Source organism: Candidatus Paceibacterota bacterium, from assembly GCA_035546035.1.
Classification (GTDB): domain Bacteria; phylum Patescibacteriota; class Minisyncoccia; order Phycocordibacterales; family UBA6065; genus UBA6065.
Genome location: DASZXC010000003.1, coordinates 98021 through 123408 on the forward strand (window position 1 = coordinate 98021; position 25388 = coordinate 123408).

The 25388-nt window shown below is 56.7% G+C and carries 26 protein-coding genes and 4 tRNA genes; 13 read left to right on the top strand and 17 right to left on the bottom strand.

Annotated elements, in window-relative coordinates; all coding sequences use genetic code 11:
• Positions 1–237: 237 nt before the first annotated feature.
• The 6 genes from ftsZ to lepB all read right to left on the bottom strand — a co-directional run bounded on the left by ftsZ (position 238) and on the right by lepB (position 5345).
• Complete coding sequence (gene ftsZ / locus VHE10_00985; protein HVU06357.1) at positions 238–1398, bottom strand: cell division protein FtsZ; 1161 nt, start codon at positions 1396–1398, stop codon at positions 238–240.
• Between the two features lie 139 nt (positions 1399–1537).
• Positions 1538–2713, bottom strand: coding sequence for a cell division protein FtsA (gene ftsA, locus VHE10_00990; protein HVU06358.1), 1176 nt, complete (start codon positions 2711–2713; stop codon positions 1538–1540).
• A 36-nt stretch (positions 2714–2749) separates the two neighbouring features.
• Entirely contained in the window at positions 2750–3133 is a 384-nt protein-coding gene (gene ybeY, locus VHE10_00995) for an rRNA maturation RNase YbeY (GenBank protein ID HVU06359.1), read from the bottom strand.
• A gap of 2 nt (positions 3134–3135) precedes the next feature.
• Complete coding sequence (locus VHE10_01000; protein HVU06360.1) at positions 3136–3390, bottom strand: hypothetical protein; 255 nt, start codon at positions 3388–3390, stop codon at positions 3136–3138.
• Positions 3391–3445: 55 nt separating this feature from the next.
• Positions 3446–4705, bottom strand: a complete 1260-nt coding sequence (locus tag VHE10_01005; GenBank protein HVU06361.1) for a His/Gly/Thr/Pro-type tRNA ligase C-terminal domain-containing protein — start codon at positions 4703–4705, stop codon at positions 3446–3448.
• A 31-nt stretch (positions 4706–4736) separates the two neighbouring features.
• On the bottom strand, positions 4737–5345 hold the full coding sequence (gene lepB, locus VHE10_01010) for a signal peptidase I (protein HVU06362.1): 609 nt from the start codon (positions 5343–5345) through the stop codon (positions 4737–4739).
• Positions 5346–5459: 114 nt separating this feature from the next.
• Between lepB and pth the strand changes: the two genes are divergently transcribed.
• Complete coding sequence (pth, locus tag VHE10_01015; protein HVU06363.1) at positions 5460–6104, top strand: aminoacyl-tRNA hydrolase; 645 nt, start codon at positions 5460–5462, stop codon at positions 6102–6104.
• A gap of 295 nt (positions 6105–6399) precedes the next feature.
• Here pth and VHE10_01020 read toward each other — a convergent pair whose 3' ends face one another.
• The gene (locus VHE10_01020) at positions 6400–7533 is read right to left on the bottom strand and encodes a S1 RNA-binding domain-containing protein (protein HVU06364.1); all 1134 of its coding nucleotides are present in this window, start codon (positions 7531–7533) and stop codon (positions 6400–6402) included.
• Between the two features lie 211 nt (positions 7534–7744).
• Here VHE10_01020 and VHE10_01025 point away from each other — a divergent pair, with 211 nt between their 5' ends.
• The 7 genes from VHE10_01025 to VHE10_01055 all read left to right on the top strand — a co-directional run bounded on the left by VHE10_01025 (position 7745) and on the right by VHE10_01055 (position 14033).
• Positions 7745–8377: an MBL fold metallo-hydrolase gene (locus tag VHE10_01025; GenBank protein HVU06365.1), complete on the top strand. Its 633-nt coding sequence runs from the start codon at positions 7745–7747 to the stop codon at positions 8375–8377.
• Positions 8378–8410: 33 nt separating this feature from the next.
• Positions 8411–8695, top strand: coding sequence for a hypothetical protein (locus tag VHE10_01030; GenBank protein ID HVU06366.1), 285 nt, complete (start codon positions 8411–8413; stop codon positions 8693–8695).
• A 78-nt stretch (positions 8696–8773) separates the two neighbouring features.
• Positions 8774–11245, top strand: a complete 2472-nt coding sequence (gene gyrA, locus VHE10_01035) for a DNA gyrase subunit A (protein HVU06367.1) — start codon at positions 8774–8776, stop codon at positions 11243–11245.
• A gap of 7 nt (positions 11246–11252) precedes the next feature.
• Positions 11253–11783 (top strand): class I SAM-dependent methyltransferase, encoded by a 531-nt coding sequence (locus VHE10_01040; GenBank protein HVU06368.1) that lies wholly within the window; start codon positions 11253–11255, stop codon positions 11781–11783.
• A 5-nt stretch (positions 11784–11788) separates the two neighbouring features.
• A complete protein-coding gene (locus tag VHE10_01045) occupies positions 11789–13075 on the top strand; it encodes an extracellular solute-binding protein (protein ID HVU06369.1) in 1287 nt (428 codons plus the stop codon).
• 1 nt (position 13076) lies between these two features.
• Positions 13077–13559: a pilin gene (locus VHE10_01050; GenBank protein ID HVU06370.1), complete on the top strand. Its 483-nt coding sequence runs from the start codon at positions 13077–13079 to the stop codon at positions 13557–13559.
• 9 nt (positions 13560–13568) lie between these two features.
• Positions 13569–14033, top strand: coding sequence for a hypothetical protein (locus tag VHE10_01055; protein HVU06371.1), 465 nt, complete (start codon positions 13569–13571; stop codon positions 14031–14033).
• A gap of 45 nt (positions 14034–14078) precedes the next feature.
• On the opposite strand, the gene VHE10_01060 is transcribed toward VHE10_01055, so the two are convergent.
• Positions 14079–14993 (bottom strand): hypothetical protein, encoded by a 915-nt coding sequence (locus tag VHE10_01060; GenBank protein HVU06372.1) that lies wholly within the window; start codon positions 14991–14993, stop codon positions 14079–14081.
• Between the two features lie 78 nt (positions 14994–15071).
• On the opposite strand from VHE10_01060, the gene VHE10_01065 reads away from it, so the two are divergent.
• The 3 genes from VHE10_01065 (at position 15072) to VHE10_01075 (ending at position 16200) form a co-directional block, all read left to right on the top strand.
• Complete coding sequence (locus VHE10_01065; GenBank protein ID HVU06373.1) at positions 15072–15458, top strand: hypothetical protein; 387 nt, start codon at positions 15072–15074, stop codon at positions 15456–15458.
• Between the two features lie 108 nt (positions 15459–15566).
• Positions 15567–15935 (top strand): pilin, encoded by a 369-nt coding sequence (locus tag VHE10_01070; protein HVU06374.1) that lies wholly within the window; start codon positions 15567–15569, stop codon positions 15933–15935.
• Positions 15936–15951: 16 nt separating this feature from the next.
• Positions 15952–16200: a hypothetical protein gene (locus tag VHE10_01075; protein HVU06375.1), complete on the top strand. Its 249-nt coding sequence runs from the start codon at positions 15952–15954 to the stop codon at positions 16198–16200.
• Positions 16201–16252: 52 nt separating this feature from the next.
• On the opposite strand, the gene VHE10_01080 is transcribed toward VHE10_01075, so the two are convergent.
• The 9 genes from VHE10_01080 to VHE10_01120 all read right to left on the bottom strand — a co-directional run bounded on the left by VHE10_01080 (position 16253) and on the right by VHE10_01120 (position 21370).
• A complete protein-coding gene (locus VHE10_01080; GenBank protein ID HVU06376.1) occupies positions 16253–16798 on the bottom strand; it encodes a hypothetical protein in 546 nt (181 codons plus the stop codon).
• Positions 16799–16800: 2 nt separating this feature from the next.
• Positions 16801–17967, bottom strand: coding sequence for a hypothetical protein (locus VHE10_01085; protein HVU06377.1), 1167 nt, complete (start codon positions 17965–17967; stop codon positions 16801–16803).
• Between the two features lie 180 nt (positions 17968–18147).
• A tRNA-Leu gene (locus VHE10_01090) sits at positions 18148–18229 on the bottom strand.
• A gap of 401 nt (positions 18230–18630) precedes the next feature.
• A tRNA-Lys gene (locus tag VHE10_01095) sits at positions 18631–18703 on the bottom strand.
• 61 nt (positions 18704–18764) lie between these two features.
• Positions 18765–18851 (bottom strand) — tRNA-Leu (locus VHE10_01100).
• Positions 18852–18855: 4 nt separating this feature from the next.
• Positions 18856–18927, bottom strand: a tRNA-Cys gene (locus tag VHE10_01105).
• A 30-nt stretch (positions 18928–18957) separates the two neighbouring features.
• The gene (locus tag VHE10_01110; GenBank protein ID HVU06378.1) at positions 18958–19281 is read right to left on the bottom strand and encodes a ribosome-binding factor A; all 324 of its coding nucleotides are present in this window, start codon (positions 19279–19281) and stop codon (positions 18958–18960) included.
• A 15-nt stretch (positions 19282–19296) separates the two neighbouring features.
• Entirely contained in the window at positions 19297–20850 is a 1554-nt protein-coding gene (infB, locus tag VHE10_01115; protein ID HVU06379.1) for a translation initiation factor IF-2, read from the bottom strand.
• A 31-nt stretch (positions 20851–20881) separates the two neighbouring features.
• The gene (locus tag VHE10_01120) at positions 20882–21370 is read right to left on the bottom strand and encodes a DUF4446 family protein (protein ID HVU06380.1); all 489 of its coding nucleotides are present in this window, start codon (positions 21368–21370) and stop codon (positions 20882–20884) included.
• 53 nt (positions 21371–21423) lie between these two features.
• Between VHE10_01120 and VHE10_01125 the strand changes: the two genes are divergently transcribed.
• Both VHE10_01125 and VHE10_01130 read left to right on the top strand, forming a co-directional pair.
• Positions 21424–22650: a cysteine desulfurase family protein gene (locus VHE10_01125; protein HVU06381.1), complete on the top strand. Its 1227-nt coding sequence runs from the start codon at positions 21424–21426 to the stop codon at positions 22648–22650.
• Between the two features lie 12 nt (positions 22651–22662).
• Positions 22663–25347, top strand: a complete 2685-nt coding sequence (locus tag VHE10_01130; GenBank protein ID HVU06382.1) for an AAA family ATPase — start codon at positions 22663–22665, stop codon at positions 25345–25347.
• The last annotated feature ends 41 nt before the right edge of the window (positions 25348–25388 follow it).

Genomic DNA, 25388 nt, shown 5'->3' on the forward strand with positions numbered 1-25388 from the left:
GCTTTCTTGCTCTTGAAATCTTTCAGAATCGCTTTGTAACACGATATGCAAAGGTGATATTTACGGACCATATCTTTTTTTGGAGGGGAGAACAGAATACCGCCGAATTCCATGAGTTCCCGACCGCATTCATCGCATTTCGGCTGTATCGCCATAGAAAGATTATATAGCACATATTCTGCATACAAAAAGTACCCCAGGGCCTGGGGTACTTTTTGTATGCAGAATATGTCCTGCTTACTTCTTCCTGCGCAAGAAAGCCGGAACCGCGCCCCAATCGTCGTCATCGTGGCTAATGGTAGGGATAGCCTTATCTTCTTTTTTTGGCTCCTCTTCCTTCTTTGCCGGAGCGATCACGTTATGTATCTGCTTCTTGGCCTCTTCCTTCGCTTCGGCAGGACCGGAAAAGAGGGACTTCGCCTTGATGCCCGGGTGGACAGGGAGCTCGCCGAAGCCGGTAGCGATGACGGTGACTTTGACTTCGCCTTTCTTGATCTTCTCGTCGCGGACGGTACCGAAGATGACCTTGGCGTTCGGGTCTATAGATTCGGTGATGACCTTCGCGGCGTCCTGGATCTCGAACATGGTGAGGTCGTCGCCGCCGGCGATAGAGAAGAGTACGCCTTTCGCACCCGCGATAGAGATGTCGAGGAGAGGGGATGAGATCGCCATCTTAGCGGCGTCCTCGGCGCGCTTGTCGCCCGCTGCCACGCCGATGCCCATGAGAGCCGAACCGGTGTTCTCCATAACGGATCGGACGTCGGCGAAGTCTATATTTATAATGCCGGGGGTGGTGATGAGGTCGGAAATACCTTCTACGGCCTGCTTCAGGACCTCGTCGCACATAGCGAAGGCGTTCTTCGCGGTCGTGTTCTTGTCTACCGTCGCCAAAAGCCTGTCGTTCGGTATGATGATGATGGCGTCGACCTCTTTCTTGAGGTTCTCGAGAGCCGCTTCGGCGACCTTCATGCGCTGGGTGCCTTCGAAGAAGAACGGCTTGGTGACCACGCCGACTGTGAGGGAGCCGAGTTCTTTTGCGGTCTTGGCGACGACGGGAGCCGCGCCTGATCCGGTTCCGCCTCCCATGCCGCAGGCGACGAATACCATGTCCGCGCCTTTCAAGGATTCCTGAAGCTCTTCCTTCGTCTCTTCCACTGCGCGGCGTCCGAGCTCCGGATTCATGCCCGTGCCGAGGCCCTTGGTGAGGTTTTTGCCGATGTGGATCTTCTTTTTCGCGAGAGAGTGATGAAGGTCCTGCGCGTCCGTGTTCACGGCGATGAACTCGACTCCGCGGACCTTGGAGTTGATCATATGGTTGATGGCGTTCTTGCCGGAACCGCCTACGCCGAGGACCTTGATGCGGGCGAACGTCTCTACTTCAGGAACGATGTTGGGCATGGGAATGGTGATGATCTGGCTAAGGTGCGTACATCATATACAAAGGAAAATCAAAATACAACAAAAATCTGTTGCGTAACATGGGGACGATATGGGGAAAGCAAAATGTCAAAAAAGCCTTGCGATACAAGGCTTTTTCCTAAGGAAGGAATTGGGCGAACCAGCCTTTCAACGCCCGCGCGAACGACGCGCCGCCTTTGACGAGCCCCTGGTCCGCGCCCTCGTCGCTTCCGATCCCGAGGATGGTGAGCCCGTATGCGACCGACCATGACGAATCCTTGATCCCGTTCCTTCCGTCTATGCCCAGTTTGGCGATGCGCGACGGGAGCTTGAGGGAAGCTTTGGCCAGGTCTTCGATCGTCGATATCCCGGAGCCCCCTCCGGTGATGATGATGCCCGCGGGAAGGAGCCCATTTCTGTCGATCTTCTTCAGATGCGCTTCAATGAGGTCGAAGATGTCCGAGAGCCGCGCGCCGACGATCTCGTCGAGCTTCTTCTTCGATATCTGAACGTTCGAAAGGGATCCGCGCTTGAGGCTTTCGGCGTCTTCGATCGGAAGCTTCAGGCCGAGCGCGATATCGTTCGTGATATCGTTCGAGCCTATAGGGAAGACCTCGAGAGAGATCGGCAGATTGTTCTCGTAGACGACGATCGAGACGGTCTCGGCGCCGATATTGGCGAGCAAGCAGCCCGCGACTTTCTGGTTCTTGGTCAGGGTGACGAGAGCGCCTGCGATAGGCGATGCGACGACGTCGAGGACCTCGATCCCAGCATCCGTTATGGCGTCTATGAGGTCGTCGAGATGCTGGGAGAGGCAGGTCACGAAAAGCACTTTGGCCTCCAGCTTGCTGCCCTTCATGCCCATAGGGCGGCCGAATACCGGCTTGCCGTCGATCTTATAGGAAAGGGGAACGGTGTGGATGATGCGGCGGTTGACCGTCTGCGATGCGGGTATGTTCCGCTCCGCGGCAGACGAAGCCTTGTCTATGTCTACCTGCGATACCTCGGCGTCGCCCCTGGAGATGGCGACCGATCCTACGGATGCGACGCTTTGGAGGCTGATGCCGCCGATCGAAATGAACGCTTTTTTGATGCGCACGCCGGCTGCCTTTTCCGCCTGGGCGACGGCATGGAGGACCGACTTGGTGACGTCGCGCGAATTGACGATATAGCCGTGGCGGAGGCCTTTCGATTCGGCGAATCCGGTACCGACGATGCGCGGCAGCTTGTCGCCCTCGTCCGGATCGGATTCGGAGACGACCACCTTGACCTGATAGGTGCCTATATCTATGCCTGCGGCGATGTGTTTGCGCATGAGTAGAGACGTATGCGCGACCGGCAGTTGCCGGGGCTAGACCCCGAATTCCTTTCGAAATCGCGCTTCCGTTCTCTCCATTGTAGCGCCATGGTCCAATCCTTTCAAATGGCAGAGTGCGTGGATAAAGAGATAGGCGATCATATTAGACGGCTCCCGGTCGAATTGCGGCGCCTGGCGTCCGGCCTCGAGGGGGTTGATGAATACCTCGCCCGAATCAGGGCCAAGCTCGAATGACAGCACGTTCGGTATATAGTCTTTGTTCTTGGTCCTGATGCTGATCTGGCGTGATTCCTCGTCGCCGACGAAGGCGAGGGAGAGGTCATAGTCAGGGCCCAATACGGCGTCTTTCATATCGGCAAAAGGCACGCGGGGGAGCGTGCCTTTCGTCTTGTTTATGATGGAGAGCTTTGATGCCATCTCTATCGCTTGCCCTTGCCTCGAGGAAGGTCGGGATTGATCTTGCCGAGCTTGATCTGCTCCGCGCGGTCTTCGCGGCGCTTGATGCCTTCGAGGGTCTTCATCTTTCGCTTGTACGATGAGAGGGTGCGCTCGTGATAGCGGATGCCGCGGACGCGAGGGAGGACGCCCGAACCCTGGACGCGCTTCGTGAAGCGCCTCAAGAGGCCCAATGGGTTCTCTGTGCCGTTCCTTACGATTTCTACGTTGGTTGCCATAGACGGATAGCCTATCACAGGGCCCTAAAAAGCTCAAGTTTAGGGCCTCTGAGGCCTATACCTTGTATTTTTTGAGCTTCGCCGGGGCATCTCCGATGAGGACGGTGTCCTGCGAGCGGGTGGCCGAATCGCGGACGATGACGCTGCCTTCCATAGCTTCCTTTTTGCCCATGATGACGACGGCAGGGGCCTGGGTCTTTTCGGCGATGCCGACCTGGCCGGCCATCTTGTCCTTGGCGAGGGACTGGATGACGGGGATGCCCGCTTGGCGGAGCGTTTCGATCAGGCGGAGGCTCTTCAGTTTCGCTTCGAAGCCTAGCTGCATGAAGCAGATCTGCGGAGCGAGCAGTTTCGCTATCTTCGACGGCTTCAATATCTCGCCCTTCGCCGGCTTGCCGACGAAGGCCAGGGAAACGCCGACGGCAGGAAGGTCTTTCTTGTGGCCGAGCCGCTTGGCGAGCGTGTCATAGCGGATGCCGATGGCGAGGGGGTGCGCCTTCGGGTCGCTCTTGCGGATCTCGAACACCGTTTCGCTGCAGAAATCGCGATTGGCGACCAGGGCATTCGTGATAGCGTAGGGGATCTCGAGCGTTTCGAGGTATTCCAAGACTTCCTTGAAATGTTGACGTGAGCGCTCCGAGAGGAAATTGATGGATTTAGGGCAGTCTTCGGTCAGGCGGCGGCAGGCCTCGTGATCGCAGCCGAGGAGGCTGAATACGTCCTTTTTCATCACGTCGCGGCATTTCTGCGGCAGGTTCGCCATGTTCTTGCGATAGTATGCGGTGATCTCGCGGGTGAATCGGGCGAGCGATTCCTTGTCGCCGATAGAGTTTATCTCGACGTGAAGGTCGGTTTCGCCGCGCTCCTTGAATGCGGCGAGCGCCGCCTGAATCAAGAGCGCCTCGGCGATCGATTTATTCGCGCCGACGATCTCAAGGCCGTAATGAGACTCCTTCGGATTGGCCTTGCGACGGTCGCCTACGAACGGTTTTTTATAGAAGAACATGACCGGCTGGGGCAGGGTCCACATCTTCTCCCGCTCATAGAGCCTGATGAGGGCGATCTTCTCCTCGAGGCGCACCGCCGCGCCTTCTTCGTGGTTGTCGTGGTCTACGACGATCTCGGCCTCGCTGATCTTCTTGGCCTCGGCGCTGTCTTCGGGATTGATATGAGGCAGGGCGAGGGGGGTGAAGCCGTAAAAGAGGGCGACTTCGCCGATCTTATCTATACCCTCATACGAGACGTATTTCGGATGGGACAATGCGGGGCGCTTGGTCTTGCGCGCAGGCTTCTTAGGGGTCGAAACGGTGCTCATACGGGTATGATTTGAATATTAATACGGACGGCTACTCCTGCGCCTTCTCGAGCGTGTCGAACATGGTCGAGCTCGCCGCCTCGCCCGGCCACAGGCCGATCTTCGAGAACGGGAGCAGCCTCACGAACGGCCTGCCGATGAGGTCGCTCTTCGGCAGAGGACCCCATACGCGGGAGTCCGAGCTGACGAGTCTGTTGTCGCCCATGACGAAATACTCGTCGGGACCGAGGGTCTCCGTCAGATTGCCGAACGTGCGCGAATGTATATACGGCTCGTTCAATCGCACACCCTGCGGATTTTCCTTGTTCATGACCGTGACGGAGTCGCTTTTGACGACGATGGTTTCCCCCGGGAGGCCGATGAGCCTCTTTATGAAATATTTGGACGGATCCTGCGGATAGCGGAATATGAGGACGTCGCCGCGCGAAGGCTCGTGGAAGTGGTAGGATATCTCGTCCACGATCAGATATTCGCCGTTCGCGAACGTAGCGTCCATCGAGTCTCCGTTCACGACGAACGGCTGAGCGACCCACATGCGGACCGGGACGACGATGACGAGGGCGAAGAGGGCGTAATAGAGGAGCTCTTTCCAAAACGAGCCTTGCTTTTGAGGTCGGGCTTGCTCGTTTTCAGGTTGCATCGAGAGAGAAGATTAATTGGGTTGATGTAGTTTAGTACGAAGACGGCTATGGACACAATGGCATATCGCATGTTGTGGACATGACCGCGGCCTTCCGTGGCATATAATGGGCGCATGATAATCATCGGACTCGGAAATCCCGGCGCTGAATACGAAGGCACGCGGCACAATGCAGGCCGCGAGGCGGTCATGGCATTCGCCAAGAAGACGGGCATGGGCGAATTCGAAATGGACAAGAAAGCCCAGGCTCTGGTCCTGACGGGCAGCGTGGACGGCAAGGCGGGCAAGGGCAAGGCGACGCTCGTCCTCCCGGAGACCTTCATGAACAAATCCGGCGCATCAGCCGGCAGATTCGCCAAGGGCGCGAAGAAAATGAAGGACTCGCAGGGCAAGGCGATCAAGGCTTTCCCTGAAATGATCATCGTTCACGACGATCTCGACATTCCTTTAGGCAAAGCGAAGATGTCCTGGGACAAAAGCGCCGGCGGCCACAAGGGCGTCGCGTCCGTCCTGAAAGCGCTCGGCACCGAAGCCGTGTTCCGCATCAGGATCGGCATCACTCCCGCCAAAGCGTCGGGCGCATTGAAGAAGCCCGATCATGAGACGATCATAGACAATTTCATCGTCGCCGGATTCAAAGAGAAGGAAGCGGGCGAACTGAAGAAGGTCATAAAGAAAGTCGTCGACTGTCTCGAGCTCGCCGTCACGGATTCTCCGGAGCGGGCCATGAGCGAATATAACGCCGAGTTCAATAGATAGCCGAAGGCGTTCCCTCCAAATAAAATGGCGTCTGTCCTTGCTAGACAGACGCCGGTTTTGGTGTCAGGTGCTTAGGGGTGTCGCACCAGGCAACAGGGCTCAGTTCGGGGGTAAAAAAGAGCCTTATTTCAGCTTTCCTTCTAATCATACACCTTAATGATCTATAAGTCAAGTAAGATGCAGACCCCGTACTTTTAATACGCCGGAGATAGAGATTTACATTCAGGCCAGCAAGAGCATATAAAAACACCCCAGACCCCGGGGTGTTTTTATATGCTCTTGCTGGCTAAGCCCTCTACTTCTTCTCTCCGGCGTACGAGAGCGTCATCTTCTGATTCGCCGCGTCGAACAAGGTTATCTTGAACGGATATACCTTGCCGAGCTCGAGGTTGGCGCGGAGCTTCTCCTCGGATTCGAATTCAGAGACATGGACGAGGCCCGCAACGCCTTCTTCGATCGAAGCGAGCGCGCCGTGGCGGTTGAACTTGATCACGATGCCTTTGACGACCATATCCTTCTTGTACTTCTTGCCGGCCTCTGCCCATGGGTTCGGCTTGAGGGCCTTGATCGAGAGCGACACTTTGCCGTCCTTGACCTCGATGACCTTCACGCGGACCTTGTCGCCGACCTTGAAGCGAGTCTTCGGATCTTCGACGAGAGCCCAGTCGATCTCCGAGATGTGGACGAGGCCTTCGAGCCCTTCGTCGATCTTGACGAAGACGCCGAAGTCGACCATGCCGGTGACCTTGCCTTCGATCTCGTCGCCGACCTTGAATTTAGCGACCGCTACCGCCTTGTCCTTGCCTTCGACGGAGTTCTTCTCCGAGAAGATGAGCTTGCCCTCCTTAGGGAATGCGCCGATGATCGAAACGGCGATCTTAGTGCCGACGAGCTTCTTCAATTCCTCGAGAATGCGGTCCTTGTCGCCGTCCTGTACGCGAGGATAGTGCTCGGGCTTGAGCTGGGACGCAGGGAGGAAGCCCTGGATGCCCTGCCATTCGATGATGAGGCCGCCCTTGTTCGCTTCCTTGATAGGGAGCTCGAGGATGGTCTTCGCAACGATGGCCTGCTCCGCCTCGGTCCAGATCAAAGCCTGGCGAGCCTCCTTGAGGGAGAGCTCGACGTAGCCTTCCTTGTTCGAAGCGTCGACGACTTTGGCCGATACCTTGTCGCCGATGTTGATCTTCTTGATGACGTCGCGCGCGAGGATGTATTCGCGGCCGTAGATAATACCGGTACCGAACGGAGGGAGGTCTACGAAGACGCCCTTCTTGTCGATAGCGATGACGGAACCCTCCACGAGGTCTCCGACGTTAGGAGGAGTAGCCGAAGCGGCGAGCATCTTGCCCATTGCCGTCTCCGACTTCTTCTTTGCCTCGGCCTCTGCTGCGAGAACGGCCTCGGTCTTTTTGGTTGTTTCTTTTGCCATGAATGAAAAAGGCCTGAAATGTCTCTCCGCGCAGTTACTCGTAGCTTTGCCCTGACGGGCGCCTGCGGAAAGGGTTAATTTCGAGGTATTTTCTTGTAAATACTGATCGAAACGTAGGTTTCGGCCAGCTCGGACATACTATCAAAAGACGGAATAAAGTAAAGAAACGCGCGCCCTAGAAACAAATCGCGAAATACTCTATACTCTCCGCATGGTAATAACGTATCAAGGCGGCGCGTCCGTAAAGGTCCAGTTCGGCGATATCACGCTCGCGGTCAATCCCGTATCCAAGGACTCGAAGAAGCTCAAGCCGTCCAAATTCGGCTCTGACATCGCCCTCGTCTCCATAAACGACGTCGACTGGAACGGCGTCGACACGGTCTCGTTCGGCGAAAAGAAAGCGTTCGCCATCAGCGGTCCGGGCGAATATGAAATAAAGGGCGTATTCATCAAGGGCTTCAAGTCCGATTCGAAATACGGCGGGGAAGACAGGATCAACGCTATATATACGGTCAACCTCGAGAATATGAATCTCTGCTTCCTCGGCGCCCACGGGGGCAAAGATCTTCCGGATGAAGCGTCGGAGGCTCTCGACGACGTTGATATCCTCTTCGTCGCCCTCGGCGCCGACGGCGTCATGTCGCCGGCCGACGCGTATAAGCTCGCGGTGAACATCGGTCCGAAGCTCATCATTCCACTCTCATTCGGCAACAGCGCGGCGCTCAAGACTTTCCTCAAAGAAGCGGGCGAAGAATCCGTTAAGCCGCAGGATAAGCTCACGCTCAAGAAAAAAGATCTCGAAGGAAAGGAAGCCGACGTCGTCCTCCTCGAACCGGCGGCATAGTCAGCGTGAAAATAATAGGGCGGCGCAACGCACATGTTCGAATATTTCGAAAATCTCCGAAAGAAGCCTGAAGCCGAGAGGCGCAAGGCCGTCGTTCTCATATCGCTGGCCATCACGCTCGCGATCGGCCTTATATGGGGCGCCTTTCTCTATATGCGCATCAGCGTCACGGATTTCTCGTTCCCGAGCGACCAGGCGGCGAAAGGCATGCCGGGCTTCGGCCGAATCTTCTCTGATTTCATGAAGAATGCGGGCGTCATTTTCGGCGCCTCGGACGACGCTCAGGCGACCGATACGGGGGTGGCAGAGACGCAGTAAAAATGCTATAATAGACGTAATAAAATCTTGCAGAAGCGCCTTTTATTTTCGCCTTAACCTAACGCTTTAATAACCTTTATGGCCGCAAAAAATCCCGCTGCTACGCCTGATCCGAAACTTCCGCTCGTCGAAAAGGGCATCGTCGGCCGCTCGATCGTGACGGAGATGCGCGAGTCGTACCTCGACTATGCGATGTCCGTCATTACGAGCCGCGCGCTTCCTGACGTGCGCGACGGCCTCAAGCCCGTCCATCGCCGCATCCTCTATGCGATGAACGAGATCGGTCTCACCGCATCCGCCAAGACGCGAAAGTCCGCGACCGTGGTCGGCGAAGTGCTCGGTAAATACCACCCGCACGGCGACGCGGCGGTATACGAATCGATGGTCAAGATGGCGCAGGACTTCTCGATGCGCTATCCCCTCATCATCGGCCAGGGCAACTTCGGCTCGATAGACGGCGACGGCGCTGCGGCGATGCGCTATACCGAGGCGAAGATGTCGCGCATGGCGGCAGAGCTCCTTAAGGACCTCGAAAAGGAGACCGTCGAATTCCGTCCGAACTATGACAACACTAAAAAAGAGCCTGCGGTCCTTCCGGCGGCCGTCCCTAATCTCTTATTGAATGGTACGCTTGGCATCGCCGTCGGCATGGCGACGAATATCCCTCCGCATAATCTGGGCGAAGTGATCGACGCGACCACGCACCTCATCGAGAACAAAGACGCGACGACCGAAGACCTGCTTAATTTCATAAAAGGCCCCGACTTCCCGACGGGCGGCAACATTTTCAGCGAAAAAGACATCCAGCACGCCTATGCCACCGGCAAGGGCGGCATCCTGGCGCGCGGCGACGCCGAGATCGTCGAGAACAAGGCTGGCCAGTTCCAGATCGTCATCACGTCCATCCCATACCGCGTCGTCAAAGCCGATCTCATCATGGCGATCGCAGACCTGGTTCGCGACAAGAAGATCGAGGGCATCAAGGGCCTCCGCGACGAATCGGCGAAGGATATCCGCGTCGTCATAGACCTCAAGCAGGGGGCTCACCCGCAGAAGGTCCTCAACTTCCTCTATAAGCACACCCAGCTCGAGGATACGTTCCATCTGAACATCGTCGCGCTCGTGAAGGGCCGCCCGGAGACGCTCGGCCTCAAATCGATCCTCGAGAATTTCATCGAGCATCGCATAGAGGTCGTGAAGCGCCGCACGGCATACGACCTCCGCATCGCGGAAGCGCGCGAGCATATCCTGCTTGGCCTTAAGAAAGCGCTCGACCATATAGACGAGATCATCAAGCTCATCAGGAAGTCCAAGGACGTCGAAGAAGCCAAGGCGGGCCTCATGAAGACGTTCAAGTTCAGCGACCTCCAGGCGCAGGCCATCCTCGACATGCGCCTCCAGAAGCTCGCCGGCCTCGAGCGCAAGAAGGTCGAGGACGAATTGACCGCCGTCCAGGCTCTCATAAAAGAATTGAAGGACCTCTTGGCTTCGCCGAAGAAGATCCTCGCTGTCATCAAGAAAGAGCTTACCGATATCAAGGAAAAGTACGGCGACGAGCGCCGCACCAAGGTCGTGAAGCACGGAGCGAAGGTCATCTCCGACGAGGATCTCATTCCGGACGTCGAGAACGTCCTCGTCCTGACCCAGGGCGGATACGTGAAGCGCACGATCCCTGACGAATATCGCAAACAGAAGCGCGGCGGCGTCGGCGTCATAGACCTCGATACCAAAGAAGAGGACTTCGTGACGAACCTCGTCACGGCCAATACGCATGCCGATATCCTGTTCTTTACCGATAAAGGCAAGGCGTATCAGATAAAGATGTACGAGCTCCCGGAGGGAAGGCGCGCTACGAAGGGCAAGGCTCTCGTGAACTTCCTTTCGCTTGCCGACAACGAGAAGGTCACGTCCATACTGCCGATGCCGAAAGAATCCAAGCAGGGCGGCCTGTCGCTCATGATGGTCACTAAGGACGGCACGGCGAAGAAGGTAAAAGCAGAAAGCTTCCACGACGTGCGCCGATCGGGCCTCATCGCTATCACGCTCGAATCGGGTGACGCCCTTATGTCCGTATCGTTCGTATCCAAGGGCGACGAGATGTCCATCGTCACCGCCGAAGGCCAGTCCATCAGGTTCAGGGAATCCGACATCCGCGAAATGGGACGATCCGCGATGGGCGTGCGCGGCATATCGTTGGGTAAAGGAGACGCCGTCATCAGCGCCGACGTCATAAAGTCGGGCGCGAAATCCACCCGCCTCATGGTTATCTCGAAGAACGGCTACGGCAAGACGACCGAAGCGTCCGAATACAAGACCCAGAAGCGCGGCGGCTCCGGCATCCTTACTATGAACGTCACCGACAAGACCGGTCCCGTCATATCCGCCAAGGTCATCACCGAAGAGGACAGCGAGCTCGTCGCTATGTCAAAGAAATCGCAGGTCGTTCGCGTGTCGCTCGCCGAGATACCCGTCCTCGGCCGTTCTACGCAGGGCGTGCGTGTTATGAAATTGCGCGAAGGGGATAGCCTTGCTTCGGTAGTGTGCCTATAATAGGTGCATGTTCTCCGACCCTCGGCACAATATCGAACAATTAGGCCTTTCTGACGGCGCGATCGTCGCCGATTTCGGCGCGGGCTCCGGCTTCTATGCGGTAGAAGCCGGGAAAGCCGTCGCTCCGAGCGGCACGGTATACGCCGTCGATATACAAAGAGAGCTTCTCGAGCGCCTGAAAAAAGAAGCGCAACGTCTCGGCGCTAAAAACATAGAGATCATCGCAGGCAATATCGAAAAACTGGGCGGCTCTAAAATAAGGGAGGGAACGTGCGACGCTGTCATCGCTTCGAACGTGCTTTTCATGGTCGAGAACCGCAAGAACCTGATTCTCGAAGCGAAGCGAGTCCTCAAGCCGAACGGCAGGCTCCTCGTCATAGATTGGGCCGCCTCTTTTTCCCAGATGGGCCCGCACGGCGATCATGTCATATATAAAGATGATGCCATGAATCTCGGCTTGTCCGCAGGCCTCGAATTCGAGCGCGAGATCCGCGCCGGAGCGCACCACTATGGTATAATTTTCCGCAAAAGGCAATGAGATCAATGTCCCGATTTCAGCTGATTTTCACCGGCATCCTCGTCATCCTCGGTATTGGCGGCGTGGTTGCTTTTGCCGTATCTAAAAACAACTCTTCGCAGGGTCCGGCAGCCGTCGTCATGTGGGGATCGCTCGGCCAGGATGCCGTCCAAGCGTTCTTGAACAAGGTTGCTCCCGACCATCAGGACACGCTTAACGTCAGCTATGTATACAAGAGCCCCGCGACGTTCGAGTCGGATCTCGTGGCCGCTCTTGCCCGCGGCGCCGGTCCCGACATGGTGCTCCTTCCGCAGGACCTGATACTGAAGCAGAACGATAAATTCTATGTCATCCCGTTCGACAGCTATTCCGAGCGCACCTTTAAGGATTCGTTCATCCAGGAAGGCGAGCTCTTCCTGAACAAAGACGGCATCGTCGGCCTTCCGTTCTCGATAGACCCTCTCGTCATGTATTGGAACCGCGACATGTTCTCCGATGCCGGCGTGTCCCAGCCGCCAGTGTCGTGGGCGCAGTTCTTCGACCTCGCGCCGAAGCTCACGACCAAGGCGTCGAACGGCGTCATAACCCAATCTGCCATCGCCTTCGGCGAGGCGAGGAACGTCACTCATTTCAAGGACGTGCTCTCGCTCCTTTCCATCCAGGCGGGAACGCCGATCGTCGCGTATGACGCGCAAGGGAATCTGGCGAGCGTCTTCAATAGCCGCGGCAAGGGATTGGTCCCTGCCGAGGAAGCGCTTTCCTACTACACCGAATTCTCGAACCCGCTCAAGTCGTCTTATTCGTGGAACCGGTCGCTCGCCAATGACCGCACGTCGTTCATCGCCGGAACGCTCGCCGTATATTTCGGCTCCGCGAGCGAGCTCCGCGGCCTCCGTTCCGCCAATCCTAACCTCAATTTCGACGTCGCCATGGTCCCGCAGACCGAAGGCAAGAAGGCGACGTTCGGGGCGATGAATGCCATCGCCATTTTGAAGTCGTCCAAGAACATCGCCGCTTCGTTCGTCGCCGCGGCGACGCTCACGAGCCAGGCTTTAGATACCGAATGGGCGGCCGCGTCGGGATATCCGCCGGTGCATCGCGCGCTTCTTTCGAAGACGCCGGGCGATGCCTACAACGCCGTCTTCTATCAGAGCGCGCTTGTTTCGAGCGGTTGGCTCGATCCGAACAGGGAAGCGACGACGGAGATCTTCGGTCAATTGATAGAGAACGTCACGTCGGGCAAGCTCCGCGTATCCGAATCGGTCAATCAAGCGACCCAGGAGATAGGGACGCTTCTGCGCGCGAATCAATGATATGAAATCCCTGAACAAAATAGTGCGGGTCATGTCGGCCGCGGCGGCATCGTTCGCTCTCGCTTTCATTTTTACCGCTTCCGCTGCCCATGCCCAGGGAGTCCAGGGCAAAGTCGGCACCGACGACCCGACCAAGAGCGAATTCCAGGTCGTCTCCTGCAATCCGACCTATAACCCTGCGACGGGGAAGCTCGATAACGACTGCGATTTCCAGCAGCTCGTCGCCACGGCGTATCGCATCGTCAAATACATGCTGTTCCTCATCATCCCGGTCGTCGCCCTCATGATCCTCTGGACCGGCTTCAAATACATGACCGCGGGTGGCGACGCCAATGCCGTCGCCGACGCCAAGCGCATGCTGAAGCCGATCGCCGTCGGCGTATTCCTCATATTCGCGGCATGGCTCATCGTCTATACGATACTCGACAAGTTCCTCGCTCCGGCCGTCGGCGATATCCAGAAGTCGAGCATCATAGGAAAATAATAGAATCACATGAAAAAGATCATTTACGCGCTCGCTCTCGTTTCGGTCCTCGTTCCGGCATTGGCGCATGCCCAGCAGCTTCAGCCGGTCGGACAGACGCCGACGCAGACTCTCGGCAATGGATCTGCCGGAGTCGGCCCTGGTTCGCAGAGCGCAGGAAATAATTCTCAATCGCTGGGGGGAAGCGACGCTCCTTCCGGCTTGGCCGCTCTTCCGAATCCTCTTTCCGGGGTGAACAGCATTTCAGACCTCATATACAAAGTGATACAGGTCGTTGTAGACATAAGCTATGTCGTCGTCGCGTTCTTCCTTCTCCTTTCGGGCTTCAAATTCATCACCGCGCAGGGAAGCGACAAGAAGCTCGACGAAGCAAAAAGCACTTTCTTCTATACTATCATCGGCGCAGCGCTCGTCATCGGCGCGCAGGTCATCGTGAGCATCCTCCAGGGCATATTCAACGGATTAAATTCATAGATAAAAAGGCCGGACAGATGATGTCCGGCCTTGAGTTCCATCGAGCTATTTTTTGACCCGGATGGAAAAGCTGTCATTTCTCGAATAGAACGAGACTCCCGTCGCATCGGTCGGCAGCATGAAGCCTCCGCTCACGGGCACTTCGACGTCGATCGTCCTCCAGCCGGTCAGATTAAGACGGGCATAGAGGCCGTATTTCGCTGAAACGCTCACGCGTCCGGCGCGCACCTCGCGCGCCGAGAATTCGCGCGAGAGCTGTCCCGGGGCGAGCTCGTACATGACGTATTCGCTGCCTCTGGACGAAGCCGATCCGACGGCGACGGGCCGCAAGCCGTCTTCGTCATAGAGCGACGAGACCTGCGGGACCTGTTGCGCCGGAGGCCGCGCTTCGACGGCGACCTGGCGCTCTGCGCCATTCGCGACGCTCGCATTCGGAGGCGGAATGCCGGTCGTCCCTGCCGGAGCGGGTGATTCGACGCGGGAGCGGACTTCGGCGAGCCGTTTAGACAGATCATCGAGCGACTGGTTCAGGGCGGCCCGATTGCTGTCATTCGCGGCCGCAGCGTCTTGGAATCTCTTTCCTTGATCGATGACGGATTGGCGCGTCTTTTCGCCGTCGGTGACGACGATGCCCGCGAGGCTGGTCACCGAATCGGTCAGAGCCTTGAGCTCTTTCTGCGATGTGAGCGCCGCGAGCGCCTGGCGCGTCTTTTCGCCGTCTTCGGCGATTTCCTTTTTCATCTCCGCCGCCGCTCCCGCCCCGTCGGCCTTGTTCGGCCGAAGGCCGAGAAGGGCGATGAGCGTGACGATGAGGAGGACGAGGGTCGCGGCTGAAACGCCGAGAACCGCGATCGCGATCGCCGGGGAGCCCCTGGTCTGGGGCTCGTCCGGATCGGTGGGGAGCCCGTCTCCCGATCTGGACCCTTCTTCAGGGGTTTCCGAGGAATGTGATGGTTTCATAAGAGTGTGCTTGTTCCGACTTTACTACGTACGGCTGTGGTATAATGTATCCACCTATTAGGAAGGAATAAAAGCACTATGAAGAAAGCATTTTTGAAGCCGTCGTTGGTCCTGGGCGCGGCCCTTTCAGTCTTCGGCGCCAATGCCGCTCTTGCCGCCGACGCCTCGATATCGAGCTCGTGCAGCAACCTCGCCTCGTCGGGACTAGGCGGTCTCGTGGGCTGTATCATCGGTATCCTCGACAATATAACGGTCATCATCATCGCCGCGTCGGTCGTCTACATCATCTGGGGCGCTTTCAATATGATCAAAAGCGAGGAAAAGAGGGAATCGGGCCGCCAGACCGTCGTCTACGGCATCATCGGCCTTTTCGCTATGATCTCGATCTGGGGCTTCGTGAATATCCTCAACAATACCTTCAACCTCAAGCAGGACTACATCCAGCCTCCTAAATTCCATCCGTAATATCCGTAGGGCGGATTATCCCCATATATCGTGTAGAGCCTTCTTTTTCCTGCTACAATAAAGGAGCAAAGCTCTTATCCGAGCGGCATTAATAGTTTTTTGATCACTATGAAAAAATTCAGTTACATGGCGGCTCTTTCGGCGGCGCTCCCGTTCTCGGCGGCGGCCGCTCCGATAACCGACATTTGGAGCATATTCCGTTTTGTTCAGAGCCTCCTCAACACGATCCTGCCCCTCATTATCGCAGCGGCGGTCGTATGGTTCGTATGGAGCATGTTCCAGCTCTTCCTCGCGGGCGATGCGGAAGAGAAGAAGGAGAAGGCGAAGACCAACATCATCTACGGCGTCGTCGCTATCTTCGTGATGGTCTCCATCTGGGGCCTCGTCAACATCCTCGTCAACACGTTCGGCTTGAGCAACCAGTCTCCGACGACGAACGGCACCAACCAGCTCCCGAACATTCCGATCAACGGCTAACTAGCACGAGCGGATCATGGATACGCTGAACCAGCCGATAGTCCAAAAGCTCTTCTCGCTGGTCGTCGATCCCTTGATCCAGCTCATCTTCGCCGCGGCCGTAGTCTATTTCCTCTGGGGAGTATTCAAATACATCCAGGCGGCGGATGATCCGGACGAAAGGATACAAGGCGGCAAGCACATCATCTGGAGCGTCATAGGGCTCTTCATCATGATCTCGGTCTGGGGAATCATAGCGGTGATCAAACGGACGATAGGGGTATAGAGCAATAAAAAAGGGGCGAAGCTTACGGCTTCGCCCCTTTGAATTATCCGAACTAATAGTTCGAATCGACGGTGAACGTCACATCTCCATCGGGAATGAACCTCGCATAGACCGCTTTGCGCCAGACGCGACCGGTTTGGTCGTCCAGGCGCACGAGCTTTCCGTCAGCGGAGACCTCGTAAAAGGTCTCGCTCTCGTTCCGGAACTTCCGTTTCACCCCGTTAGAGTCTTGCAACTCGTAGGTGACCTTTTCGTCCGCGGGAACGATGTGGATCCATTTTCCGACGATGCTTATCCAGGGCGACGTCGCCCCTGCCTGCACCTGGTACGGCTTGCCGATCATGAGATCGGGCATGCCGCCGACCGGGACGGGCTGGGGGATGAGGGCCGCCGGGCTTGCGCTCGTCGTCCGTTTTTCTCGCGTATCAGACATTTGTGTGTCGCCGCGCGAGCCGTGACCTGATATTGCTACGACGCAGAACCCACCCCATAGGATAAGAAGGAAGCCTAGGAGACCGAGTGTGATCCGGTTCTTGGTCGACTTATTGCCTGAAGGAGTAGACGCCGTTTTCTGTGCGGGGCTTACTGTTGCAGCCATGTTTAACGGTTCCTTTTCTTTCTGTCGTTACGGTTTCCATTTCCCTGGCCTCCGCCTTGTCCGCCGCCGGCGCCGATGAAGGCGCCGGCGCCAAGAGCGACGGTTCTTGCGTGTTCCAGTCCCACGAAATGATGGACATTTTCCTGTCGGACCAACTCCATCGCGCCGCTTATCGCCATCGCTCCTTGAAACGACAGATTAGGATCAACGCCGAGTTCTTTATATCTCCGCGTGTTCTCCTCGACAAGCTCGCCTTGAGGCTTGGCCCTTATCACTTCTTTCGCCGCGGGATCGTTACAGAGGATGCTTCGAAGCCTGGGCGAAATAACGCTTACGCCGAGCCTGTGCTCAAACTCCGTCACCTCTCCGTCACTCTTGAAGAGTTTCCGGACCCATTGACTGACGTCCCCGGCGTGTGTGAGAAGCGTCTGGAGCTTGTACTTGCCGCCGATGATGCTCAGTCTGCTGTTCATTACCGCACGTATACGGCTTTCGCGGACTTCGGGCTTGTAGCGAAGGAAATTCCTGATCCCCTCCGCGTCTTCAAGCGGTCTCGCCAGCAATTCCCATTCCAGATCGCATTGATATGGATCGTTCGTAGAAATCCTGAGCGAAGACGTCTTTTTCTCATCCTGATCGTACATAGCAGATATCTTGATTTCGTCGTTACGGAAATCGATCGTTTGTTGGAGGCTCATCCATGGAGCGATCACGTAGAACCCGAGCTTGTAGGCAAAGAGTTCGCCCGTGAACTCGTCCATGTAGACCTCTGCCTTCATCATGTCGACTCCGATGAGGAATCGATGGATGGTGAAGTGCATAACGATGACCGTGAGGACGAGCGTCGCCATTACGGAATGCAGAAAAACAAGTCCATAAAGGTAGCGCAAGATGCCGAACGGCACGAAGAGCACGAGCGAGACATAGATCAGGGCGATCAGAATATGATTCGTATCACCCCAACCTTTTTCGATCACCGTAACATGGACATTGTCGCCATCGGGGTCGGTTCCGGCCTTGCGGCCTTCGTCTTCCTCGATCTGGTCATAATCCGGCAGATCGATCGCTTCTTGCGGCGTTTCCGCCGCGGGCACTATCGCTGACGTCGCTGGAGCGGCGGTCGGGGCCGCTTTCGGTTCCGTCGGTTGTTCTGGCGTTTCATCTGGCATTTTCAATCCTTTCGTTGAGTTTCAGTGTTGAAGATGTGGTTTCTTGTCAAAAGAGCAGGGAGGGAGACCCTCCAAACTCGAACTGGTTCGGGTATAATTATATACTATTTATTGGCAAAAGTCAAATAGTATCGAGCGCCTAGCCAGGCCGCATCCAAGCCCTATTTCGGCCTTGTTTTGTGGGCACGGAGAGACTCGAACTCTCAATCCGTGAGGAACCGGTTCCTAAGACCGGCGCGTATACCAATTCCGCCACGTGCCCATGAGAAAGAGCTTAGCACACTGATTGACGTATGCCGACGCCTGTGTAATCTGGGGTCAAACGCTCCTTATATGCATCAAAGACCACGCTGGGGAAATTGTCTTCTCATGGCACTTCTCGCATTCGCGAAGGATCCTTTCTCTTGCAGTATCTATAGGTCCGTCGACAAGAAGGGCAGATCCCATTTCTTCTGGAGAACCGGAAAAGGATTCTTCGGATTCTGCCCTCTGCGCGAGCTGCCCGATACCAAGCTCGCCAGATATTGGTATCGGGGGGAGGGAGAGGCAGATAATCGCCTTCGTCTCTCTGGCGGAATCCTCCGCGGTACAGAAGTCCTTAGAAGGACTAATGAAGGATTTCAACCGACACGCAGCTTGAGAGCGTGCCGGTTTTTTTTATTGTCCGCCCTGTAGGGATCGAACCTACGACCTTATCCTTAAGAGGGATCTGCTCTACCAACTGAGCTAAGGGCGGATATCTGCATTCGGCGCCTGAAAAATGTAACAGAAAAAGCGCCGCATGGCAATTTTCCGGGTGCCTGGGGTGGGCATCGAACCCACATGCCTTGTTTAAGGGCGAGGGATTTTAAGTCCCTTGCGTATACCAATTCCGCCACCCAGGCAGTGAGGCCACGGCGGGAATCGAACCCGCGCATAGCGGTTTTGCAGACCGCCGAATTACCACTTTTCTACGTGGCCTGTATGAAAGCCAGTATAGGATAAAGTGGCCTATTTCGCTAACCCTTCGTCTATGCGCTGGCGCGCTTTTTCGCCGAAATCTATCTCGAAATCGAAGAACGGAATGCGCATGAGGCGCGCCTTCTCTTTGACATAGTCGCGGAATTCGGAGCGATTCCGTTTCAGGAAGTCGAGCGCGGCTTCTTCCTTGTCCAAAGGCATGACGGTGAAGAATATGGTGACGCGGTTCGAGCGCTCTGCGGCTTCGACGCGGGTAACAGTGATGAGCGAGGTGCGGTTCGAATTGGCCGAGAGGAACTCTGCGGCAAGGTGGCGGACGATCTCTTCGAAACGTTCTTTTTTGAGGTCGGGCATATCTTTAATGCGGCGTTATTTTTCCACGACGGTGAAATCCTCGATGACGTCGCCGGGGGCGATCTCCATCTTCGCTTCGATCATGGCCCCGAATTCGAAGCCTTGCTGGACGGATGAGGTCTTCACTTTTGCCTGCTGGAGCTCGCGGATGAGGCCGTCGCCGATGACGGTCTCGCGGCGGATGATCTTTACGCGGTGGCCGAGCGCGATCTCGCGATCGATGACCTTGCCGCCGACGATCTGCTTGTCTTTGGTGCGGCTGAAGAATTTGAGGATCTTGGCGGAGCCCATAGTCTCCTCGACCTGGACCTTCGGCGCACGCTCTTTGACGCGCTCTTCGAGCCATTCGCGGAGGTCGTAGATGATGTCGAACGTCGCCTGGGCGATGCCGAGGCGCTCGATCATGGCCGCGGCCTGGCTGTCGGTTTTGACGTTGAAGCCGACGACGAGGGCCTGGCTGTTCGCGCCTGCGCCTTTGATGTCGGATTCGGTGATGTCGCCGATGGACGCGAGCACGGTCTTGAGGCTGACGCGCTCGCTCTGTATCTTGGCGATTTCGTGCTCGATCGCTTCGACCGAGCCCTGCACGTCGGCTTTGATGATGAGGGGGAGGATGAGCTTTTCGGCTTTCTCTTCGGCGGGCGCCATGCCGGGAACGGGTTTCGGCCTCTTTTCCGCCTCTGCCGCCATCTCTACGTATTCTTCGAACTCTCTTTTATTCGAGAACGATAGGAACGAAGAGCCGACCTGCGGAGCCTTGTTCCAACCGACCAATCGGATCGGTGCGGAGAACGTCGCTTCGGTTATTTTCTTGCCTGAGTGGTTCTCGAGGATACGGGTAGGGGAGAAAGCCGAGCCTGCCGCGACGAACATGCCGGGGCCGATGGAGCCGTCCTTGATGACGAGCGTCGCCGATATGCCTTTCTTCGGGTCGCGATGCGCTTCGATGACCGCGCCTTCAGCCGGTTTAGACGCGTCGCCTTTGAGGTCCGCGACATCGGCCGACAATATGATGAGGTCGAGCAGTTCGTCTACGCCCTGGCCGGTCTTTGCCGATATCGGAACGAACGATATGTCGCCGCCGTATCCTTCGACGTATATTCCCGCTTCGGCGAGAGAGACTTTGGTGCGGTCTACGTTGGCTGCGGGCTTGTCTATCTTGTTTATAGCGACGATAAAGGGAACTTTGGCTTTCTTGATCTCGTTATATGCGTCTATCGTCTGCGGCTTTACGCCGTCTTCTGCCGATACGACGAGGATAGCGACGTCTGCGGTCGTCGCGCCGCGCTCGCGCATGCCTGAAAACGCTTCGTGGCCGGGGGTGTCTATGAACGTGATCTTTTGCGCGCCGTCTTTGGTCTGACGCTCGACTTCATATGCCGAAATGCGCTGGGTGATGCCGCCCGCTTCGTTTTCGACGATGTTCGTCTTCCTTATATAGTCGAGGAGGGTCGACTTGCCGTGGTCGATATGGCCGAGGATAGCGACGACAGGAGGGCGCTTGGAAAGAACGCCTGCAGAAGCGCCGGAAGTACCGCCTTTATTCTGCTGTGTTTTCTTTCCTGCCATAGTGGTGAAAAATGATACGCCGTCATCGAAGTTAGGTTCGAGTGGTGAGCCTGGTTCTCGCTAACGAGACCGCGCGTCGCTCTTCTTCCGTGAGGGTATTGTCTGAATCGAATTTCGCGAGGGGCTTCGAATACACCGATACGCGCTCGCGGGTGAATATGCTCGAGAGCACCGCGCCGTCGCCGTCCTCGTTCAGGAACGCCGTCGCGAAGCTCTGTCCGCCGCCCGTCGTGCCGCCGAGACCGTCGCCGCGGAACGCGTTGAAGCGCACGGTCTCGGTCGCCTGGGTCGATCGGCGGAGGCGCCTTTCGACGTTCTTCATGTATTCTTCGATGTCCTTTCTGAACTTCTCGAGGCCGTCTATGTCCTTGTTCAGCGTCGCGATGGCCTGGCCGAGGTCGCCGCAATCCTTGTTCTTGAACACCTTGCGGAGCGTCCATCGGAGATGGAATATGTCCGCGACGAGGCAGAGGCTGCAAACGGCAAGGACGCCTATAAGGATGTTCGAGTCGAGAATCATGGCTCTATATTAGCCTATTTGCGGTGAATCTTCAAATGGAGTAGGTTTGAGGCATGGGATTTTTCTCTAAAATATCCTCACAGAGGATATACGCCGACTGGGCCGCTACGACCCCTCTGCACCCGCGCGTCATACGGGCTATGGAGCGTGCTCGCGTCGCATGGGCGAATCCGAGTGCTATTCATAGTGAGGGCGTGAAGGCAAAGCACGCGCTCGAAGCTTCGCGCGTATCCCTCGCGCGCATTTTGGGCACGAAGCCCGAGGAAGTATATTTCACGTCCGGCGGTACCGAAGCGAATGCGACGATCATTCAGGGCACGCTTCGTGCCAAGCTTGAAAAGGGCGTCAAAGACGTTCATGTCGTCACGACGGCGATCGAGCATTCGTCGGTCTTGGAAGTCGTTAAGCTTTTCGGCCAGCATGGAGTGAAGGTAACGTATGTCGCGCCGGGTGCGGACGGCGTCGTGCGCGCCGAAGACGTTTTAGCGGCTATTACGCCTGATACGGTGCTCGTCACGTGCATGTATGCGAACAATGAGATCGGTACCATACAGCCGGTTTCGAAAATAGGTGCAGGGGTGCGCAAGATCCGCGCGGAAAGGATGGGGAAAGGGGAAGATTCGAACTTTCCGGTCTTCCATGTGGATGCTTCGCAAGCGCCATTGTGGCTTTCATGCGAGATCGAGGGCCTGCGCGCCGACGCTCTGACGCTCGACGCGCATAAAATGCAGGGTCCGAAGGGCGTCGGCGCGCTGGTCGTAAGGCGGCACGTTCATTGGGAGCCTCTTATGGCCGGCGGCGGGCAGGAGCGTGGCAAGCGCCCGACGACGGAGTCGGTCGAGCTCATCGCCGGATTCGCCGAAGCCCTCGCCCTCGCTCATGAAGGCCGCGAAGAGCGTTCGAAAACCGCTGCCGCGGTCCGATCGTATTTTTTTGACCGCATCGCTGCTGAACTGCCGGACGCCGTTATAAACGGCTCGGTTAAAAACCGGTTGCCGAATAACGTGAACGTCTCTATTCCCGACCTAGCTGATCCGGAATTCGCCCTACTATTCTTGGATAAAGAGGGCGTCGCGTGCTCGACCAAGAGCTCGTGCCTGAAAGGCGAAGAAGAGTCATATGTAGTGAAAGCGCTTGTCGAGGCAGGGAAGGACGCCGCGTCGAACATGTGGCGCGCCCGCAACACGCTCCGCTTCACCTTTGCACCAAACGCCGCGCGTCGGGACGTATCCTATATAGCGGAGCGACTCAAAAAACTCCCAAAAAACACCCGAAATTGATACACTAACCCTATGCCACCACTTAACCATTTCACCACCAAGGCTAAAGAAGCCATCCGCCGCGCGCACGAGCTCGCGATCGAGCGCGGACAGAATCATGTAAACCCGCTTCATCTCCTTTCCGCCCTTATTTTGCAGGAGGAAAGCATGGTCCTCGCCATTCTCGAAAAGCTCGAGGTTGACGTCATCCTGCTTTCGGACTCGCTCGCCGAATCGCTCGAAGGCGCCCAGGCGGGAGCGACGCTTTCCCAGTCATATCAGATATATCTGACGCCTGAATTGGCGCAGGCTCTCGAAAACTCTGCCAAAGTCGCTGCGGGGCTCAAAGACGAATTCATCTCGACCGAGCACCTCTTCATCGCCCTTCTCGAGATCCCTGGACCTGCCGCAGAGATACTTTCGAAATTCAAGATCACCAAAGCCGGCGTCGTCCGCGTGCTCGAAGAGCTCAAAACCGCGAAGTCCGAGCCTTCGGCGCCAAAGAAACCGCGCGCGCTCGCGAAATATACGAAGAGCCTGACCAAACTCGCCGCCGAGAACAAGCTCGACCCGGTCATCGGCCGCGACCAGGAGATCAGCCGTATCATCCAGATACTGTCCCGCCGCACCAAGAACAACCCGATCCTTATCGGCGAAGCGGGCGTGGGCAAGACCGCCATCGTCGAAGGCCTCGCTTTGCGCATGGCACAGGGGGACGTGCCTGAATCCCTCAAGGATAAGGAACTCGTGCTCCTCGATCTCGGCCTCCTCGTCGCCGGTACGAAGTATCGCGGCGAATTCGAAGAGCGCCTCAAGAACATCATGAAAGAGATCGAGCGTTCAGACGGCAAGACGATCCTCTTCATAGACGAGATCCATACTATTGTAGGAGCCGGCGCCGCCGAAGGTTCTATGGACGCGTCGAATATGCTCAAGCCGGCCCTTGCGCGCGGCGAGCTTCGCGCCATCGGCGCCACGACGCTGAAGGAATACCAGAAATACATCGAAAAGGACCCGGCTCTCACGCGTCGCTTCCAGCCTGTGTATGTATCCGAGCCTTCGCTCGAAGACGCGATCGCTATTTTGCGCGGCCTCAAGGAGAAGTACGAGCTCTTCCACGGCGTCCGCATCACCGACGACGCCATCGTCGCCGCGGTGAACCTTTCGTCCCGATACATCAGCGACCGATTCCTGCCGGACAAGACCGTCGACCTCATAGACGAGGCCGCTTCTTCCCTGAAGATCTCGCTCGAATCCAAGCCGCCGCTCCTCGAAGAGACGCATCGCAAGATCATGCGCCTCGAGATAGAGAAGGAGGCATTGAAGAAAGAGGAATCCAAAGAATCAAAGGCCCGCTCCAAGGCAATCGAAAAGGAGATCGCCGATCTCAGGGAGGAGACGCAGGAGCTCGAGCTCAAATGGAAGAGCGAGAAGGAGCTCCTCACGTCCGTTAAGGCGATAAAGAAAGACCTCGAAAAATTGCGCCTCGAAGCGGAGACCGCCGAATTGCGCGCCGACCTGTCGAAGGCCGCGGAGATCCGATACGGCAAAATCCCGGCTCTCGAAAAGGACCTCGATACTAAGATGAAGAAGTTCAAGAAGATACAGTCTTCGCGCCGCGTCCTGAAAGAAGAAATCACCGAACAGGACATCGCCGATGTCGTCTCGAAATGGACGGGCATTCCGGTGACCCGCATGCTCGAAGAAGAGGCCCATAAATTGATGCGCATGGAAGGCGAGCTCGGCAAGCGCGTCGTCGGCCAGTCCGAAGCGGTCAAAAAGATATCCGATACCATCCGCCGCGCCCGCGCGGGCATCGCTGACCCGAACAGGCCGATCGGCTCGTTCCTATTCCTTGGTCCGACTGGCGTGGGTAAGACGGAGCTGACGAAGGCTCTCGCCGAATTCATGTTCAACGACGACAAGGCTTTGATCCGCGTAGACATGTCCGAATTCATGGAAAAGCATTCGACATCCAAACTGATCGGCGCGCCGCCGGGATATGTCGGATACGAAGAAGGCGGCTCGCTCACCGAAATGGTGCGCCATCGCCCGTATTCCGTCATCTTGTTCGACGAGATCGAGAAAGCGCACCCGGAAGTGTTCAACATATTGCTCCAGGTGCTCGATAACGGCCGATTGACCGACACCAAGGGCCGTACGGTGAACTTCAAGAACACCGTCATCATCCTGACGTCGAATATCGGCGCGCAGTACATAGACAAGATGGAGAAGATCGGCTTCGCCGCCGATTCGTCGGAGAAGCGCAAGTATGACGACGTGAAGGACAAGGTCATGGAGAGTCTCAAAGACTACTTTAGGCCTGAATTCCTGAATCGGCTCGATTCGATCATATTGTTCGACGTGCTTTCGCACGAAGCGATCAAGGATATCGTCAAGATCCAGGTCGGCGAGATCGTGAAGCGCCTTGCGGAGAAGGAGATCGCTCTCAATATATCGGCGCCTGTGTACGATTATCTCGCCAAGGAAGGGTACGATCCGAAATTCGGCGCGCGGCCGCTGAAGCGCCTCATTCAGGAGAAGATACTGACGCCGGTCGCCGGATTCATGATCTCGCAGGGCGTCGGCAAGGGCGGCGCCATCGCCGTTTCGATGAAGGGAAGCGAATTCACGTTCGAGGTGAAGAAGGGCAAGAGGCCGATACCGCTCAAATCCCTGACTGACGAGATGGTCGAGGCTGAAAAAGTAGCGCAGTAAAGACGGAAGGAAGCCGCGCCGGACCTTGTGTCCGGCGCGGC

Coding starts and splice junctions, on each gene's coding strand:
- ftsZ (HVU06357.1), bottom strand. CDS start 1,398: ATGCCCAACATCGTTCCTGAAGTAGAGACGTTCGCCCGCATCAAGGTC.
- ftsA (HVU06358.1), bottom strand. CDS start 2,713: ATGCGCAAACACATCGCCGCAGGCATAGATATAGGCACCTATCAGGTC.
- ybeY (HVU06359.1), bottom strand. CDS start 3,133: ATGGCATCAAAGCTCTCCATCATAAACAAGACGAAAGGCACGCTCCCC.
- VHE10_01000 (HVU06360.1), bottom strand. CDS start 3,390: ATGGCAACCAACGTAGAAATCGTAAGGAACGGCACAGAGAACCCATTG.
- VHE10_01005 (HVU06361.1), bottom strand. CDS start 4,705: ATGAGCACCGTTTCGACCCCTAAGAAGCCTGCGCGCAAGACCAAGCGC.
- lepB (HVU06362.1), bottom strand. CDS start 5,345: ATGCAACCTGAAAACGAGCAAGCCCGACCTCAAAAGCAAGGCTCGTTT.
- pth (HVU06363.1), top strand. CDS start 5,460: ATGATAATCATCGGACTCGGAAATCCCGGCGCTGAATACGAAGGCACG.
- VHE10_01020 (HVU06364.1), bottom strand. CDS start 7,533: ATGGCAAAAGAAACAACCAAAAAGACCGAGGCCGTTCTCGCAGCAGAG.
- VHE10_01025 (HVU06365.1), top strand. CDS start 7,745: ATGGTAATAACGTATCAAGGCGGCGCGTCCGTAAAGGTCCAGTTCGGC.
- VHE10_01030 (HVU06366.1), top strand. CDS start 8,411: ATGTTCGAATATTTCGAAAATCTCCGAAAGAAGCCTGAAGCCGAGAGG.
- gyrA (HVU06367.1), top strand. CDS start 8,774: ATGGCCGCAAAAAATCCCGCTGCTACGCCTGATCCGAAACTTCCGCTC.
- VHE10_01040 (HVU06368.1), top strand. CDS start 11,253: ATGTTCTCCGACCCTCGGCACAATATCGAACAATTAGGCCTTTCTGAC.
- VHE10_01045 (HVU06369.1), top strand. CDS start 11,789: ATGTCCCGATTTCAGCTGATTTTCACCGGCATCCTCGTCATCCTCGGT.
- VHE10_01050 (HVU06370.1), top strand. CDS start 13,077: ATGAAATCCCTGAACAAAATAGTGCGGGTCATGTCGGCCGCGGCGGCA.
- VHE10_01055 (HVU06371.1), top strand. CDS start 13,569: ATGAAAAAGATCATTTACGCGCTCGCTCTCGTTTCGGTCCTCGTTCCG.
- VHE10_01060 (HVU06372.1), bottom strand. CDS start 14,993: ATGAAACCATCACATTCCTCGGAAACCCCTGAAGAAGGGTCCAGATCG.
- VHE10_01065 (HVU06373.1), top strand. CDS start 15,072: ATGAAGAAAGCATTTTTGAAGCCGTCGTTGGTCCTGGGCGCGGCCCTT.
- VHE10_01070 (HVU06374.1), top strand. CDS start 15,567: ATGAAAAAATTCAGTTACATGGCGGCTCTTTCGGCGGCGCTCCCGTTC.
- VHE10_01075 (HVU06375.1), top strand. CDS start 15,952: ATGGATACGCTGAACCAGCCGATAGTCCAAAAGCTCTTCTCGCTGGTC.
- VHE10_01080 (HVU06376.1), bottom strand. CDS start 16,798: ATGGCTGCAACAGTAAGCCCCGCACAGAAAACGGCGTCTACTCCTTCA.
- VHE10_01085 (HVU06377.1), bottom strand. CDS start 17,967: ATGCCAGATGAAACGCCAGAACAACCGACGGAACCGAAAGCGGCCCCG.
- VHE10_01110 (HVU06378.1), bottom strand. CDS start 19,281: ATGCCCGACCTCAAAAAAGAACGTTTCGAAGAGATCGTCCGCCACCTT.
- infB (HVU06379.1), bottom strand. CDS start 20,850: ATGGCAGGAAAGAAAACACAGCAGAATAAAGGCGGTACTTCCGGCGCT.
- VHE10_01120 (HVU06380.1), bottom strand. CDS start 21,370: ATGATTCTCGACTCGAACATCCTTATAGGCGTCCTTGCCGTTTGCAGC.
- VHE10_01125 (HVU06381.1), top strand. CDS start 21,424: ATGGGATTTTTCTCTAAAATATCCTCACAGAGGATATACGCCGACTGG.
- VHE10_01130 (HVU06382.1), top strand. CDS start 22,663: ATGCCACCACTTAACCATTTCACCACCAAGGCTAAAGAAGCCATCCGC.